This window comes from Roseivirga sp. AWQ4_251 (genome assembly GCF_056158225.1).
In genome coordinates this window covers 1,716,593-1,732,449 of sequence record NZ_JBSWSW010000002.1, presented here as the reverse complement: position 1 = coordinate 1,732,449, position 15,857 = coordinate 1,716,593, and the positions used below count along the sequence as shown (strand labels likewise).

Sequence of the window (15,857 nt, the reverse complement as noted above, 5' to 3'; positions counted from 1 at the left end):
TTTATACAGATTTACCTTCGTGAGCCCGAATCACGAATGCAAAACATAAAGACTGAATTTTGAGGCTTGAATACAGTAAAGTATAATCTTTAATAAAGATAAACACTATAATCTCATAAGCCCAAAGGAGCAAGTGTGGAAATTTCGCCCGTTTTGAATAGAATCTAACCCAGATGCTCTGAGTTTTCTAAAGCCCACATTAAAAGGGAGTGTGTTCCCGATGTAAGCCCAAGCTTTGCGCAAATATTATGGCGATGATTTTTCACCGTATTCTCACTAATAAAGAGCTTCTCAGCGATTTGTTTGGTGGTCAATTTTTCGGCAACCAAGCGGATAATCACCCTTTCCATAGCCGTTAAATCCGGGATTGAGTTGCTCTTGGCGTTTGGTTCAGATTTCGCAAAACGACTGAAATTGTTCATCGCAATTTCCAAAGCTGTCATTACATCCGCTGGCTGAAAAGGTTTTACTAAATAGGCATAAGGCATAGTGCTTTTCGCCAATTCCAATGTTTTTTGATCGGAATGGGAAGACAGAAAAATGAAAGGAATTTTAAGATGGGTTCGGATATAATCAGCTACATCAATCCCTGTTTTTTTCCCTCCCAAATGAATATCTAAAATGGCGATGTCAAATTCTTGATTTTTCAGCGTATCAATAGCCATAGCGTAACTCAAGGCAGGCTCACTCACTTCGTACCCTAAAGAATCAAGTGTACTGCAGAGATTATCGGCAATAATGATTTCGTTTTCAACAACCAGCACCCTCTTTTTCATCATACCTTAAAATCTAAATGAAAAAGAGGCTCTTTGCAAGTTGGTTTGTATGGAATTCTGTTTTTTCATGAACACAGGCCATAAAAAAAGCCTGTCTGAGTTTCCAAACAGGCTTTAAAAATTATATCTAAAACGATTATCCGTTCATTGAAATCAAGAATTCTTCGTTGTCGCGAGTTCCTTTCATTCTTTCCAAAAGGAATTCCATGGCTTCTGTCGAGTTCATGTCTGACATGAATTTTCTCAAAATCCATACACGCTGAAGTTCTTCTTTGCTCATCAACAAATCTTCTCTTCTGGTTCCAGAAGCAGGCACATCGATAGCCGGATAAACACGCTTGTTGGCCAATTTTCTGTCCAATTGAAGCTCCATGTTACCTGTACCTTTGAATTCTTCAAAGATAACCTCGTCCATTTTAGAACCTGTTTCGATAAGCGCAGTAGCAATGATAGAAAGCGATCCGCCATTTTCTACATTTCTTGCCGCACCAAAGAAACGCTTAGGTTTGTGAAGTGCGTTAGCATCCACACCACCAGAAAGAATTTTTCCTGACGAAGGAACTACAGTGTTATAAGCTCTAGCCAAACGGGTAATAGAATCAAGAAGAATCACTACATCGTGACCACACTCAACCATTCTTTTTGCTTTTTCCAACACAATGTTAGAAACCTTAACATGGCGCTCAGCTTGCTCATCGAAAGTTGAAGAAATAACTTCAGCTTTAACGCTTCTTGCCATATCAGTAACCTCTTCAGGTCTTTCATCGATCAAAAGGATGATCAAATAAATTTCTGGGTGGTTTTCAGCAATGGCGTTGGCCACTTCTTTCAAAAGTACCGTTTTACCAGTTTTTGGCTGAGCCACAATCATACCTCTTTGTCCTTTACCGATTGGCGCGAACATGTCCAAAATACGGGTAGAGTTGATGCTTGGCTTAGTACTTAAGTTAATTTTCTCTTCTGGGAAAAGAGGTGTTAAATATTCAAAAGGAACTCTATCTCTGATTTCCTCGGTAGTTTTTCCGTTTACAGATTCTACTCTTAAAAGAGCGAAATACTTTTCTCCTTCTTTAGGAGGTCTGATTTGACCTTTAACTGTATCGCCTGTTTTAAGGCCAAACAGTTTGATTTGTGAAGGTGAAACATAAATATCGTCTGGGCTCGCCAAATAATTGTAGTCAGAAGACCTTAAGAAACCATAGCCATCTTGCATAATTTCCAAAACGCCTTCGCTTTCAATTAAACCATCAAAATCCTTGATGTTTTGATTGTATTGTTGTTTTTGGTTCCTGCGGTTTTCCCTTCTCTCTCCGTTTCCGTTTTCCCTTTTATCGTTCCTTCTACCCTCTCTTTTGCCATTTTCACTCTCGTTTTCTTGAGATGAATTAGACGCTGGCGCTTCCACATTTTCTTCTTTTGGTTGCTCGCGTCTTGGCTGTTTTTTAGGTACTTCTGGTGCTTCTTCCTTAGTTTCTTCAACAGCAACTTCGGTTTTAGCCTCGCTGGTTGAATCTTCAGATTTAGAATCCGTTACGTTTTCTCTTTTCACCCTTCTTCTTGTAGGACGATCTTTTTCTGATTTTTCGTTCTTAGGGGTGTTTGTTTTTTCTGCTTGAGGGGAAGGGGCAGCTTCTTCAGTTTTTTCGCTCGATTTCTTTGGCAATTTTTCATCGGGGGTGATGGCCTGCTGATCGAGAATAGCATAAATTAGTTCTTGCTTTGCGAGCTTTTTGTAGTTCTTCAAGCCCATGGCTTCGGCAATCTCCTTCAGTTCTGAAAGAAGCCTAACCTTCAATTCTTCAATGGTGTACATAAATTTATTCTTTGGGGAATCCCTATTCCTGGTGGGGAAAGATTAAATAAAAATTTTCTGATTAATTATTTAGAGTAATTCAAGAGATGATGTGCGGAAAAGATCACTCTCATCTTAGGAACATGCAATAATAGAGGTTCCCAAATTACTTGTCAAGCATTAACGCTAAAATTAGACAAATAGATGCAGAAGCACTAAGATTATCTCTCCTTTTTGGGTGGAATTCATTTAATTTGCCCTCCTAAATCAAAAATAGCCATGTTGCAAATCAGCCAGATTGTTTCTGAAAAAGAGCGTGTAATCGAGGGATTGAAAAAAAGAAATTTCCCTAATTTGGAAGAAGTATTAGACCAAGCCATTGCCTTGGACGAAAACAGAAAATCCACACAACAATCGCTGGACTCCAACTTGGCAGAAGCCAATGCCATTGCTAGAGAAATTGGCGCCTTAATGAAACAAGGCAAAAAAGAAGAAGCTAACGAGATTAAAGCGAAAACAGCCCAACTTAAAGCCGAAAGCAAAGAGTTAGGCGAGCAACTTGCCCAAATCGAAAAAGAGCTTCAGGATTTGCTTTACACCATCCCGAACGTCCCTCATACTTCAGTGCCTAGTGGAAATACTGAGGAGGACAATGAAGTAGTAAAAACGGTGGGAGAAGCGCCTAAGCTTCATGACAAAGCCGTTCCTCACTGGGATTTAATCAAGCAATACGACATAATAGACTTCGACTTAGGTATAAAAATCACCGGTGCAGGCTTCCCTGTGTATAAAGGTAAAGGTGCTCGTTTGCAAAGAGCTTTGGTCAACTTCTTTTTAGACGAAGCTGTTGCGGCTGGCTATTCTGAAGTGCAGCCTCCAATCATGGTAAATGAAGCTTCTGGTTATGGCACCGGCCAATTGCCCGATAAAGAAGGACAGATGTACCATGTAGGCAACGAAAATCTTTTTCTTATTCCTACAGCGGAGGTTCCAATCACAAATTTATACAGAGATGTAATCGTAAATGAAGATCAACTTCCTGTAAAGCATTGCGGTTTTACGCCATGTTTCCGAAGAGAAGCAGGAAGCTGGGGAGCCCATGTTCGCGGTCTAAACCGCCTTCATCAATTCGACAAAGTAGAAATTGTGCAGGTATGTAAGCCTGAAGATTCTTACAAAGCTTTGGATGACATGTGTAATCACGTAGCCAGTTTGCTCGGAAAGCTAGGTCTTCAATATAGAATTTTGAGATTATGCGGTGGCGATATTGGTTTCACGTCAGCACTTACTTTCGATTTTGAAGTGTACTCTGCAGCTCAAGAAAAATGGCTTGAGGTGAGTTCAGTAAGTAACTTTGAAACTTATCAGGCAAACAGATTAAAACTGAGATATAAAGGCGAAGACAAGAAAACCACTCTGCTCCATACTTTGAACGGTAGCGCTTTAGCTTTACCAAGAATTATTGCTTCAATTTTAGAGAACAATCAGACCGAGCATGGAATCAATATACCAGAGGTATTAATTCCGTATACTGGATTTGATAGAATTTAATTTTAACCCTTAATTCTCCTATCTTAGAAACCTCATTTTTGAGGCTATCTATCTATACCAGAGGACTGTGTTGAGGAACAAAATTTCTAAAATTTCTTTGTGGATCATTTTGCTTAGTACAGCCTTGGGTGTACAGGCACAGAATACGCTTGAGGTAAAAATGCAAGCGTATTTTTGTTATACACCCAATGCTGCCATGAGCATAAGCGAAATTGTTACGCTGGAAGGCAACGATAACGATCCGCTGGAAGGCATTCAAATTGTAATTGGCGAAAATTACGATGCGGCCACAGATACACTTTACTTCGCTGGCAATGCTGGCATCAATACCTCTTATGATGACGCCAATGGCGTATTAAATCTATCTGGGCAAGCCACGGTTCAGCAATATAGAGACGCTCTTGCCCAAACTTTTTTCTATTCTGAAAGCACCAGTCTCAATACTAAAAATATCGATGTCAGCCTTTCTAACTTAGATTTTTTGGTAACCAATGGCCATTTCTATCAATTTTTTGCTGAAAGCGGAGTTACTTGGTCCAGTGCAAGAGACAAAGCTTCACAAACAGAATTCTTTGGATTGAAAGGCTATTTGGCCACAATCACAACCAGCGAAGAAAATGATTTCATTCTGAACAGGGTTTCAGGAACGGCTTGGATTGGAGCTTCCGATGAAGCTCAAGAAGGCACTTGGCGCTGGGTTACTGGGCCAGAACTTGCCGAAAACGGTGGAGCGGGAAGATTGCTCTCCGCTGGTTTCATTAATTGGAACAATGGAGAGCCCAACAACACAGGCGGTGACGAAGATTACGCTCACATGATGGACTGGTCTTCTCCTCCAGGCAGATGGAATGATTTGCCCAACGCAGGAGGTGATGGACAATTTGCCCCAACAGGATATATTGTAGAATATGGAGGTTTTGCGAACGAACCCGATGTGGTTTCATCCATCAGCGGAACCACTACTTTAGACTTTAAACCTGAAATCGGCATTGAAGGCCCAACTTCAGTTTGCCCAAACCTTGAAGGCGTTACTTATACCGCAGCCAGCATTAGCGGTTACAGTTATGAGTGGATCGTTGACGGTGGTAAAATTGTTTCAGGCGAAAACACAAACGAAATTATTGTGAATTGGGGCGACACTAACAATGCAGCCTCCGTTTCGCTAAAGGCCACTTCGAGTGTTTATTGCGAAATAGACACCACATTAGATGTAACCATCAACGAAAAGCTCGAGCCATTAAAACCAGACGGTTTAGATATAATTTGTTTTTTAGAAATCGATCAGGTGTACACATATACAGCAGTGGAAAGCCCGGGCTCGCTGTACACATGGCACATCACCAACGGGCAAATTATAAACGGACAAGGTTCGCCTGAAATCGAAGTTCAATGGAATGCTCCAGGAAAAGGAACCTTGTACTTTACCGAAAGCACAAGCACGGCTACTGACGTTTGTGATGGTGATTCTCCGATCTTAGAAGTTGATGTAAGAGATGAAATTTTGGTTGAATTCAATCTGCACCATGTGAGTTGCTATAATGGGAATAATGGCTCTGCCGAAGCCATTATAAAGCAAGGCACCACGCCTCTTGGGTTTATTTGGCAAACCAATAACAGCGGAACTGCAAATGAAAACGAAATCACAGGGCTACCAGCGGGCAGCTATTCTGTTTTAGTTAATGCTGATGGCTGTATCAGCGAATTTCAATTTGAAATTACACAGCCCACTCAACTTAAAGGGGATATTGAAGCTTCGGATGCCTTGTGTTATGGACAAGCTTCGGGATCGGCAACCGCAATGGTTTCGGGCGGAACTGGCGATTACACGTATTACTGGCCTAATGGTGTTTCTAACAAGCCTATAGCCACTGGCCTGAAAAAAGGAGATTACTCCGTAGATATCCTAGATGAAAACGACTGTAAAATCACTTTAAAATTTTCAATTGGTGAACCAGAACCGCTGGTAATCGATTCGATTGCTTCGACCTTGGTTTCTTGCCCAGGAGGAAGTGACGGCACATTAGAAGCCTTTGTTTCGGGCGGAACACCACCTTACCGATTCACATGGGATTATTCTCCAGATGAAACGGCTTTGGCAACAGGGTTTCCTCAGGGCACTTACTCTGTTTTGGTCACGGACGCTAATAATTGTAGCACTTCCTCAAGCCAAATTGTGGAAGAAACCATTCCGAAGGTATTTATGCCAACTGCCTTTTCTCCGAATGGCGATCAGAATAACGACACTTTTGGGCCGTCAACCTCATGCGATTTTGAGTTTCACATGACCATTTATAACCGCTGGGGAGCCATAGTTTTCTATTCCGATTCGCCAGCCAAACGTTGGGACGGCTATTTTCAAGGCAAACCCGCACCCATCGGTCAATATTCTTATAAAGCGGCCTGGAAACTCGAGGTAAACGAATATTCAATAGATGAGTTGCGAACTGGCAAAATTGAACTGGTGAGGTAAATTTGCACCCAATCAAAAGTCTTCCAGAAGAAACTAAGCTTAAAACTTCAAACCACTACAAATGCAAATCAGAAAAGGAACCATTCAAGATTTACCCGCAATTTTAGAGCTTGTAAAAGAATTAGCCGAATATGAAAAGGCGCTCGACCAAGTGGACAATTCGGTAGAAAGAATGCAAGAAGATGGTTTTGGAGCGAAACCCATTTTTGAATTTTTTGTAGCCGAAGTAGAAGGTCAAATCCAAGGAACAGCCATTTTCTATTACCGTTATTCTACCTGGAAAGGAAAAGCGATTTACCTAGAGGATTTGGTAGTTCGCGAATCTCAGCGCGGAAAAGGCTTGGGAAAACTGCTTTTAGACGCCATTGTTAAAGAAGCTCAAGCTGTAAACGCCAAACAGGTAATGTGGCAAGTACTCGATTGGAATGAGCCAGCCATTAACTTCTACAAAAAACTGGGGGCAGATTTGGACGAAGAGTGGATCAACTGCAAATTAGAATATCAGCAAATCCAAGACTTTAAGTTTAGCTAAACTTAAACTTCTTGCCTAAGTAGGGTTCTGAAAGCTGCAAATTTATCAGGAAAAGCCTGTGCACTCTTCTGCTGAAGAGCTGGCGCATGATGACCAAGGTAATGCTGTAGTTTAGCCATGTCTTCTGCAAAAAACTGAATGCTGTATGAAGAAGAATCTTCCTCTTCTTTCATCACCTTAAAAAATTTAAACTCTATAAAAGCACCTGTGGCCATAACTTCAGGAATATGAATATCCTTCATCCAAACTTTCCAGTCTTCTTCAACCGACTTTTCAATGGCTACAGTAACGTTGTATAAAATCATAGCATTAGCTTTAAGGCAAATTTAGAACAATCATTTCGAAGCTCTAAACAAATACGCCATCAAGACGGGATTTTAAACCATGATTGAACAATTACTTTCTACAGGTCCAAGAAATCAAAAACTGGCCTTATTCCTTTTAATGGCCATGTATGCGGCAGGAGTTATCGGCCTTAGCTTTGAAAATACGCGCGATCTGTTCATTCAGCTTACACCGTTCAATCTATTATTAACAGCTGCCATTATTTTTCATTTTGAAGAAGAGAAAAAGCCAGCCTATTTTCTTTTTATCATTCTCACTGCGGTTTTAGGTTTTTTGATAGAAGTAGTTGGCGTTTCAACAGGCAAAATTTTCGGAGAATATAGTTATGGTGCTACACTGGGTTTTCAAGTTATGAATGTGCCTTTAGCCATTGGACTTAACTGGGCCATACTGATTTACATCACGGGGTTTGCCAGCAATGCCTTAACTTCTAACTTCTGGCTGCGCTGCATCCTTGGGGCTTTAATGATGACTGCCTTGGATTTGTTTATTGAACCTGTGGCCATTGCCTTTGATTTTTGGAGTTGGCAGGCAGGCGAAATTCCATTACAAAATTACATAGGTTGGTTTGTCACTGCGCTGTGCCTTCACTTTCTCTTTCAAAAATTACCGTTTTCTAAAAACAATCCACTGGCAATTAAGCTTTTATACATAATGAGTTTGTTTTTCGCAGTGCTTAGCTTAATTTGAAAAATTTTATAAACAAAGTATTCAACAACCAGTTGTGTGGCTAATGATTGAATCTGTGTTATGGTTATTCTTAGGTTTTGCCCTGATGGAAGCATTCTCTTGGTGGATCCATAAATACATTATGCACGGGGTTTTATGGAAAATTCATAAAACCCATCATCAACACACAAAGGGATTTTTAGAATTCAATGATGTATTCACTCTCATTTTTGGAGGAATAGCCATTGTACTTATTTTCCTAGGTGTTGAAACGCTAGATTATCGATTTTGGATTGGAACCGGAATCAGCTTGTATGGCACATTATATTTTGTGTTACACGATGTGTTGATTCATAAAAGGTTGAGCTGGTTTGGAAGACCTAAATCCAAATATTTGAAAGCGATAGCCAAAGCCCATCGCGATCACCATAAGTCTAGAGAAAAAGACGGAAGTGTATCTTTCGGATTGTTGTTAGTGCCGAAAAAGTATTTTAGAGAAGAAGGAGAGAAATAGTCGTGGCGAATTATTCAATTAAGGATTTAGAGCACCTTTCAGGGATTAAAGCTCACACTTTGCGTGTTTGGGAACAGCGATACAATTTAATCAACCCAAAGCGCACAGAAACCAATATTCGATATTACGATCAGGATGATTTAAAGCTCATTCTCAATGTTTCCTTGCTCAAGGACAATGGCTATAAAATTTCCAAAATAGCCGAAATGTCTAAAGAAGAGCTGATTGAAGCTGTCAACGAAAATGCGGACAAAACCACCAACTTCTCTGATCAGATTTATGCACTTACCCTTTCGATGATCGATTTAGACGAACAGCGTTTCGAAAAGATCATCAGTAGCAATACTTTGAAAATCGGCTTTGAAAGAACCATGATGAAAATCATCAGCCCTTTTCTAGCCAAGATCGGAATCATGTGGCAAACAGATGCCATCAATCCAGCACACGAGCATTTCATCAGCCACCTAATCAAACAGAAAATTATAGCCGCTATCGATGGTCAAGTAGCAACCACAGATACTTCAGCACCTAAATACATGCTCTATTTACCTGAAGGTGAATTGCACGAGCTCAATCTGCTTTTTGCTAGCTACTTAATAAAGTCGAGGCAGGCTAAAGTGATTTACTTAGGACAAACTCTTCCTTTGGAAGATTTAAGGCAAGTATATGAAGCCTATGAGCCCGAATTCTTGCTTACTGTGCTAACCTCGCGCCCTAATGATAATGCGCCCGAAGAATACCTTCAAACAGTATCAAAACTGTTCCCAAATTCTCAGATTCTGGTAAGCGGTCGACAGGTGATCGGACAGGATTTAAACCTGCCTGAGAATGTAAAAGCGGTATCAAACCTTAACCATTTGATTGACTATGTGGAAGAAAATTCCACACTCAAAATCTCAAGTGGGCAAAAAATTCCACATTAAGATTTCTCCCAACCTCTCTTGTTTTAGTTTTGTTTAATTTTTTTAAACAAAATTTAAACCCTAAAAATTGCCGTTTATGGCTCTGAAATGGGCATTTGTAGTCGTTGATCTTTCAATAGACTAAGCAAATTAACTTTTGTTTAACTTTTGTTGGCAAAACTTCCACAGTCTTTGCTTGGATTGTGTTTAACTATTTAACAAATTTGATTAAACAAAAATATCCATAACCATGACAGCTCTTGAGTATAATCACACCATCAGCCAAATGACCAAGTCTCTTAGACCTTTTGCGCTGAAATTGACCAAAGATTCGGAAGATGCTAACGATCTGCTACAAGAAACGCTTATGAAGGCCTACAAAAACAGAGATAAGTTTTCGGACGGAACAAACTTGAAAGCTTGGTTATATACCATTATGAAAAACACCTTCATCACTAATTACCAAAGAATGGTGAGAAGAGGAACTTTCATTGACACTACCGATAATCTACACTTCATCAATTCTTCTGACAGCAAAATTGAAAACAGAGCTTACGGTGACTTCGCCTTAAGAGACATCAACAGCGCTATCGATAAATTGGATGATGTTTACAAAACACCTTTCCTGCTTTATTTCAGAGGTTTCAAGTATCAAGAAATTGCCGACAGATTGGAGATTCCGATTGGTACTGTGAAAAACAGAATTCACATCGCTAGAAAACTTTTGAAAGACAGACTGAAAACTTACAAAACTCGCTAGCATTTGAGCTTTGAATGGCAAAAGAAAATGTAATTATCATAGGTTCGGGATTTGCCGGCCTATCCACAGCAATATGCTTAGCCCACGAAGGTTTTAGCGTAAAGCTTTTAGAAAAAAATTCAACCATTGGAGGTAGAGCCCGACAGTTTTCTGATTCGGGCTTTACCTTTGATATGGGTCCTAGTTGGTACTGGATGCCCGATGTGTTCGAAAACTTTTTCAATCAGTTTGGCAAATCTACCAGCGATTATTACGAGCTCATCCGCTTAGACCCTTCCTATCAGGTTATTTACGATAAGCAAGACGTTATGCCGCTTCCTGCTAAAATGGAGGAGCTAGAACAGCTTTTCGATTCCATTGAAAAAGGGGCCGGGATTCAACTTAGAAAATTTTTGAAGCAAGCCGCCTACAAATACGAGGTAGGCATAAACGATTTGGTACATAAACCTGGTCGTTCTCTTATGGAATTCGCCAATCCAAAACTTCTGGTTGATGTTCTGAGAATGGATGTTTTTCAGTCGATGGCGAAACACGTGCGGAAGTTCTTTAAGCATGAAAAACTCATTCAATTGATGGAATTTCCTGTGCTCTTTTTGGGGGCACTTCCTGAAAACACACCTGCGCTTTATAGCTTGATGAACTACGCGGATATGTCTTTAGGAACATGGTATCCGAAAGGTGGAATGTTCAAAATTGTTGAAGCCTTGGAAAACCTCGCCATCGAAAAAGGTGTCGAGATTTTAACCAACCACGAAGTTCAAAGCATTAATCACACAGGAGACAAAGCCTGTTCGGTTACCACGCCTCAAGGTGAATTTGTTGCCGATATTATCGTTGCTGGCGCAGATTATCATCATGTAGATTCACAGCTTTTAAGCAAAGGCAAAAGAAATTATGATGAAGAATATTGGGATAGCCGAGTGATGGCTCCTTCTTCTTTGTTGTACTATTTGGGCGTGAACAAAAAATTAGATGGTCTCCTTCACCATAACCTATTTTTCGATACGGATTTTGGTCCTCATTCCCACGATATTTATACGGACCCTAGATGGCCTGAAAATCCATTATTCTATGTTTCTGTCACTTCAAAAACAGATGATACCGTAGCGCCAGAAGGATGTGAAAATGTATTCATACTTATTCCTGTAGCACCAGGATTAGAAGATACGGAAGAAATCAGAGCGCATTATTTCGATTTGGTTATGAATCGAATGAAAGATAAACTGGGTTTAGATTTTCGCGAGAATATCGTTTATAAAAGATCTTTTGCCCACAAAGATTTCGTTAGTGATTACAATGCCTTTAAGGGCAATGCTTATGGTTTGGCAAATACATTAAAACAAACTGCCATTCTCAAGCCTCAGCTTAAAAGCAAAAAATTGGATAACTTATACTTCACGGGCCAGCTAACTGTTCCTGGGCCGGGCGTTCCGCCTAGTCTGATTTCAGGCCAAGTAGTGGCAAAGGAAATTTTAAAGGAATTTTCTTAAACCTCGAGGTTATATTTTAGTTATAAAGCCGATTGAACCATAAGTAGCTCAAATACAGGGCTATTCTACTGATATGAGGGATCTATTTGATAAAACCAATTTGGAGTGCAGCAAGCTGATTACCAAGCGATACAGCACCTCATTCACCTTGGGCATTAAAACTTTGGACAAAAAATTCCATATGCCCATTTATGCCATCTACGGCTTTGTTCGCTATGCCGATGAGATTGTGGATACTTTCCATGATCAGGACAAACGAAAGCTTCTTCAGGATTTTAAAGAACGAACCTATCAGGCTATTGATAATAAGCTGAGCCTTAACCCGGTTCTTCATAGTTTCCAATGGGTAGTGAATAAATATCAGATAGATCATAAACTCATTGATGCCTTTTTGTTCAGCATGGAACTCGACCTGGAAGAAACCCATTACGATAAGGCCGGCTATGAAGAATACATTTATGGTTCTGCGGAAGTGGTAGGGCTTATGTGCCTTTATGTTTTCTGCGAAGGAGATAAAGAACTTTATCAATCATTAGAAGCTCCAGCTAAAAAGTTAGGTGCAGCATTTCAAAAAGTGAACTTCATAAGAGACATTAAAAGCGATTATGAAGACCGAGGCCGAGTTTATTTTCCTGGAGTAGATTTTAATCAGTTTGGGAAAGGAGCTAAGACTCAAATAGAGGAAGATATTCAAAAAGACTTTGACGAAGCATTAGATGGCATTTTACGATTGCCTGCCGGAGCTAAGCTAGGGGTTTATTTGGCTTACAGATATTACCTAAAGCTCTTCAACAAAATCAAAAAATTACCCGCTTCAAAAATTAAAGAACAGAGAATTCGAATTGCCGATTCCAAAAAAATGGGAATCCTGCTTTACACTTATTTTCAGCATAGAGTAAAGATCATTTAGGCTCATCCATAAGCACTTAACAGCGCGTATATAGGATGAAAAAACTGTGAAAAATCTCAAAACATAAACGTTTGATTTCTGTTTCCAAGCATATGTTCAACCTGACAGTCGAGATAGATGTAAATTCGGGCTTCTGCTTTGGAGTGGTTTACGCCATAGAAATGGCAGAAGAAATTCTGGATGAAACTGGGCAATTGTATTGCCTTGGCGACATTGTTCACAACGATGAAGAAGTAAGAAGACTGGAACAGAAAGGGCTAGAAATCATCAATCATCAGCAATTAAAAGAAATTAAAAACGCCAAAGTGCTTATTCGAGCTCATGGCGAACCGCCTTCAACCTATCAATTAGCATTAGAGAATAATTTGGAGTTGATAGATGCTTCTTGCCCGGTAGTGCTCAAGCTTCAAAACAGAATCAAAAATTCATTCGATAAGGAAGAAAACATATTCATTTACGGAAAACATGGCCATGCCGAAGTAGTAGGACTTTTGGGCCAAACCAATAATCAAGCGGTTGTTTTTCAGAATTTGGATGAATTGGAAATTGAGAATCTTCCGAAAGAAATTACGCTGTATAGCCAAACCACCAAAAGCACCGACCAGTTTTACGAAATCAATAAAGTGCTAACCGAAAGCGGAATTAGCGTTAACAGTAACGACACCATTTGCAGACAGGTATCCAATCGCGACAAAGAACTTCGGGCCTTTGCTAAAAACTACGATCAAATTGTGTTTGTAAGCGGCACAAAATCTTCGAACGGAAAGGTGCTGTATAATGTCTGTCGCAGTCAAAATCCCAATACCTATTTCGTTTCATCTTTGGATGATGTTAAAACAGAATGGTTTTCGAAAAACGAACGCATTGGCATTTGCGGAGCTACATCAACCCCAATGTGGCTTATGGAAGAAATAAAGACTTATTTGGAAATGCTATAGAATGATCGCAAGCCAAACTTTACCTCTAGGTCAATCCTATTTTTATTTTCAAAGTGGATTTTCTAGCTTGTTTTCAACGCAGTCAAGCCTAACCTTATAAAATTAGAATCCCTTTCTTTGTATATGCAATGGCTGAAAACAAACCTGGGAATTATCATCGCCATAACGGTGATTTCAATTTGGTTTGTTTGCCTTTCGTATGGCCTACAACTTTCCATCGATTACAAATCGCCATGGCTCTACCTTCTGATATTAATTCAAACTCATTTGTATACTGGTCTTTTTATTACTGCGCATGATGCCATGCATGGTTCAATTTCAAAAAACAAAAGGGTGAATAAATCTATTGGAACGCTTGCAGCATTGCTTTTCAGCTTCAATTTTTATCATAGGTTGTTCCCAAAACATCATGAGCATCACCGCTTTGTAGCAACCGATAAAGACCCTGATTATCACGGTGGTAATTTTTTTGTGTGGTATTTTAATTTTTTGAAGCAATACATCAGCTGGCAACAGATAGTGTTGATGGCCATCACCTTCAACCTACTGAAGCTTTTCTTCCCTGTTGAAAATTTGATCTTACTATGGATACTTCCTGCCGTGATTTCCACCTTTCAGCTGTTTTATTTTGGCACATACTTACCGCATAAAGGAACGCATTCTCCCAACAACAAGCATTTTTCAAGAAGCTTGCAGAAAAATCATTTATGGGCATTTTTAAGCTGTTATTTCTTTGGTTACCACTACGAACACCACGACTTACCAGGAACACCATGGTGGCAGTTATATAAAATGAAAGGTTGATTCCCAAGAGGTGCTTAGAAAAAGGGTTACTCTTCGAATTCTTTTGATCTCTATAGCTAGAAAGCCCTTCCGCAGTTAAATTTTCTTGCTCATTAATTCAATTGTTTTTACAATTGAATTAGAAGTTTCTTCACTAACTTAATTTTAGATTAAAAAAAATTAATTTAATTATAAATATCATTTTAAGTAGTATAGTAGAAACTTCTTAAAGTGAGATTTATCTACTTTTTCACATCACTTATTCTAGCCTCAAATCTGCTTGCACAGAAAGCACCTGATTTTGAACACATCAAATTAAGTCTAAACTCAAAAAAAGTTAACCATTCTGACATCATAGACCATATTGAAATCATCCGCCTAGAAGAAACCAAAGGCTCCCTCATTTCAAATGTATCTATGTTTGTTAAATTGCCCGAAGGCTTTGCCATTGCCGACAAAAACCAGAAAAAAGTATTCTTATTCAACAGTCAGGGCAAATACCTTTCGAGCATATACCGGTATGGAGATGGACCAACTTCTTACTCTGGTTTTAGCAGTGTTTGGCTAAAAAATAACGCAATTGAACTTTTCAATTCTGACAAAAGAGAACTCTTCAGGTTTGGTTTAGATGGAAAATATTTGAACCACAAAAAACTGAAAATCGATAAAACCATCCGCTTAGGTCAAATGTCCATGCTAGATGACGGATACGTCATCAGTACAATTGAGAATATTTCACTTAATGGAAGAGTTGAAACAGCCGGCTACTCCCTAATTATTTTAGATAAGGACTTGAAGGTTGTCGATCAAAAACTGAAAAACAATTATATCCCTCCTTTCCCACATGGCTTGTCTTTAAATCTGATTAAAGAAGATAACGCTGTTCTTTTCAAAAACACACTGAATGACACTTTGTACTACGCATCGAAAAATAAAGTCACCCCTTATCTACATTTAGACTTTAACGAGAATTGGGCTTGGGGTTCTAAAGGCAAAAAACCGAGTATGAACGAAGCGTTTGCCGCAATAACAAGAGGTTCAAAAGTCTATGAAATATTCCCTGTAGTCTCTCCAAAGAAGATCGCTATTGAGTACTGGATCAATAGAGAACGAAAGGGATTTGGACTTTTGAATAGAAGTACCGGACAGTTTTTGACCCTGAAAGGAAATTCAGGAGACTTGTGGTTCCAACCCCTTCAATGGAAAGGCAATATACTCATCGCCACTATGGCTAGCTATCAAATCGATGCATTTTTAAAAACCTTGAAACAAGAGCAATGGCAAATCAAGGGAGATTTTGATTTAGAAGAAGTCCTCTCATCTGAAAACCCGGTGATACTCAAAATCAAATTCAAAAAACTCTAATCAATTCACTTTTTAATATTATATAAAAAAACATTTTAACCCTATTAAAAACAGATAAAA

At 39.3% G+C, this 15,857-nt stretch carries 15 protein-coding genes; 12 read left to right on the top strand and 3 right to left on the bottom strand.

The annotated features are described in order from the left end of the window. Positions 1 to 164 precede the first annotated feature (164 nt). Both ACXACJ_RS21470 and rho read right to left on the bottom strand, forming a co-directional pair. Positions 165 to 779: a response regulator gene (locus ACXACJ_RS21470; RefSeq protein ID WP_475136487.1), complete on the bottom strand. Its 615-nt coding sequence runs from the start codon at positions 777 to 779 to the stop codon at positions 165 to 167. Between the two features lie 133 nt (positions 780 to 912). Then, on the bottom strand, positions 913 to 2,589 hold the full coding sequence (gene rho / locus ACXACJ_RS21465) for a transcription termination factor Rho (RefSeq protein WP_475136486.1): 1,677 nt from the start codon (positions 2,587 to 2,589) through the stop codon (positions 913 to 915). A gap of 258 nt (positions 2,590 to 2,847) precedes the next feature. On the opposite strand from rho, the gene serS reads away from it, so the two are divergent. The 3 genes from serS (at position 2,848) to ACXACJ_RS21450 (ending at position 7,121) form a co-directional block, all read left to right on the top strand. Further along, positions 2,848 to 4,119, top strand: coding sequence for a serine--tRNA ligase (gene serS / locus ACXACJ_RS21460; RefSeq protein ID WP_475136485.1), 1,272 nt, complete (start codon positions 2,848 to 2,850; stop codon positions 4,117 to 4,119). A 67-nt stretch (positions 4,120 to 4,186) separates the two neighbouring features. Further along, on the top strand, positions 4,187 to 6,589 hold the full coding sequence (locus ACXACJ_RS21455; RefSeq protein WP_475136484.1) for a T9SS type B sorting domain-containing protein: 2,403 nt from the start codon (positions 4,187 to 4,189) through the stop codon (positions 6,587 to 6,589). 61 nt (positions 6,590 to 6,650) lie between these two features. Continuing rightward, positions 6,651 to 7,121: an N-acetyltransferase family protein gene (locus ACXACJ_RS21450; protein WP_475136483.1), complete on the top strand. Its 471-nt coding sequence runs from the start codon at positions 6,651 to 6,653 to the stop codon at positions 7,119 to 7,121. Positions 7,122 to 7,123: 2 nt separating this feature from the next. On the opposite strand, the gene ACXACJ_RS21445 is transcribed toward ACXACJ_RS21450, so the two are convergent. Next, positions 7,124 to 7,426 carry a DUF4286 family protein gene (locus tag ACXACJ_RS21445; protein ID WP_475136482.1) on the bottom strand — a complete coding sequence of 101 codons (303 nt, stop codon included), beginning with the start codon at positions 7,424 to 7,426 and terminating at the stop codon, positions 7,124 to 7,126. 79 nt (positions 7,427 to 7,505) lie between these two features. On the opposite strand from ACXACJ_RS21445, the gene ACXACJ_RS21440 reads away from it, so the two are divergent. The 9 genes from ACXACJ_RS21440 (at position 7,506) to ACXACJ_RS21400 (ending at position 15,797) form a co-directional block, all read left to right on the top strand. After that, positions 7,506 to 8,156, top strand: a complete 651-nt coding sequence (locus ACXACJ_RS21440) for a carotenoid biosynthesis protein (RefSeq protein WP_475136481.1) — start codon at positions 7,506 to 7,508, stop codon at positions 8,154 to 8,156. 43 nt (positions 8,157 to 8,199) lie between these two features. Further along, complete coding sequence (locus ACXACJ_RS21435; protein ID WP_475136480.1) at positions 8,200 to 8,649, top strand: sterol desaturase family protein; 450 nt, start codon at positions 8,200 to 8,202, stop codon at positions 8,647 to 8,649. A gap of 2 nt (positions 8,650 to 8,651) precedes the next feature. Then, the gene (locus ACXACJ_RS21430) at positions 8,652 to 9,572 is read left to right on the top strand and encodes a MerR family transcriptional regulator (protein WP_475136479.1); all 921 of its coding nucleotides are present in this window, start codon (positions 8,652 to 8,654) and stop codon (positions 9,570 to 9,572) included. Positions 9,573 to 9,801: 229 nt separating this feature from the next. After that, the gene (locus ACXACJ_RS21425; RefSeq protein WP_475136478.1) at positions 9,802 to 10,311 is read left to right on the top strand and encodes an RNA polymerase sigma factor; all 510 of its coding nucleotides are present in this window, start codon (positions 9,802 to 9,804) and stop codon (positions 10,309 to 10,311) included. 14 nt (positions 10,312 to 10,325) lie between these two features. After that, the gene (locus ACXACJ_RS21420) at positions 10,326 to 11,801 is read left to right on the top strand and encodes a phytoene desaturase family protein (RefSeq protein ID WP_475136477.1); all 1,476 of its coding nucleotides are present in this window, start codon (positions 10,326 to 10,328) and stop codon (positions 11,799 to 11,801) included. 73 nt (positions 11,802 to 11,874) lie between these two features. Next, a complete protein-coding gene (locus ACXACJ_RS21415) occupies positions 11,875 to 12,711 on the top strand; it encodes a phytoene/squalene synthase family protein (RefSeq protein ID WP_475136476.1) in 837 nt (278 codons plus the stop codon). A gap of 92 nt (positions 12,712 to 12,803) precedes the next feature. Continuing rightward, complete coding sequence (locus tag ACXACJ_RS21410; RefSeq protein WP_475136475.1) at positions 12,804 to 13,649, top strand: 4-hydroxy-3-methylbut-2-enyl diphosphate reductase; 846 nt, start codon at positions 12,804 to 12,806, stop codon at positions 13,647 to 13,649. Between the two features lie 123 nt (positions 13,650 to 13,772). Then, complete coding sequence (locus ACXACJ_RS21405; RefSeq protein ID WP_475136474.1) at positions 13,773 to 14,453, top strand: fatty acid desaturase; 681 nt, start codon at positions 13,773 to 13,775, stop codon at positions 14,451 to 14,453. Between the two features lie 210 nt (positions 14,454 to 14,663). Continuing rightward, positions 14,664 to 15,797 (top strand): 6-bladed beta-propeller, encoded by a 1,134-nt coding sequence (locus tag ACXACJ_RS21400; protein ID WP_475136473.1) that lies wholly within the window; start codon positions 14,664 to 14,666, stop codon positions 15,795 to 15,797. The last annotated feature ends 60 nt before the right edge of the window (positions 15,798 to 15,857 follow it).

Excerpts from the sequence above, each read along its gene's own strand:
- ACXACJ_RS21425 (WP_475136478.1), top strand. The coding sequence starts at position 9,802 with ATGACAGCTCTTGAGTATAATCACACCATCAGCCAAATGACCAAGTCT.
- ACXACJ_RS21435 (WP_475136480.1), top strand. The coding sequence starts at position 8,200 with ATGATTGAATCTGTGTTATGGTTATTCTTAGGTTTTGCCCTGATGGAA.
- rho (WP_475136486.1), bottom strand. The coding sequence starts at position 2,589 with ATGTACACCATTGAAGAATTGAAGGTTAGGCTTCTTTCAGAACTGAAG.
- ACXACJ_RS21415 (WP_475136476.1), top strand. The coding sequence starts at position 11,875 with ATGAGGGATCTATTTGATAAAACCAATTTGGAGTGCAGCAAGCTGATT.
- ACXACJ_RS21440 (WP_475136481.1), top strand. The coding sequence starts at position 7,506 with ATGATTGAACAATTACTTTCTACAGGTCCAAGAAATCAAAAACTGGCC.
- ACXACJ_RS21405 (WP_475136474.1), top strand. The coding sequence starts at position 13,773 with ATGCAATGGCTGAAAACAAACCTGGGAATTATCATCGCCATAACGGTG.
- ACXACJ_RS21410 (WP_475136475.1), top strand. The coding sequence starts at position 12,804 with ATGTTCAACCTGACAGTCGAGATAGATGTAAATTCGGGCTTCTGCTTT.
- ACXACJ_RS21445 (WP_475136482.1), bottom strand. The coding sequence starts at position 7,426 with ATGATTTTATACAACGTTACTGTAGCCATTGAAAAGTCGGTTGAAGAA.
- ACXACJ_RS21470 (WP_475136487.1), bottom strand. The coding sequence starts at position 779 with ATGATGAAAAAGAGGGTGCTGGTTGTTGAAAACGAAATCATTATTGCC.
- ACXACJ_RS21450 (WP_475136483.1), top strand. The coding sequence starts at position 6,651 with ATGCAAATCAGAAAAGGAACCATTCAAGATTTACCCGCAATTTTAGAG.
- ACXACJ_RS21420 (WP_475136477.1), top strand. The coding sequence starts at position 10,326 with ATGGCAAAAGAAAATGTAATTATCATAGGTTCGGGATTTGCCGGCCTA.
- serS (WP_475136485.1), top strand. The coding sequence starts at position 2,848 with ATGTTGCAAATCAGCCAGATTGTTTCTGAAAAAGAGCGTGTAATCGAG.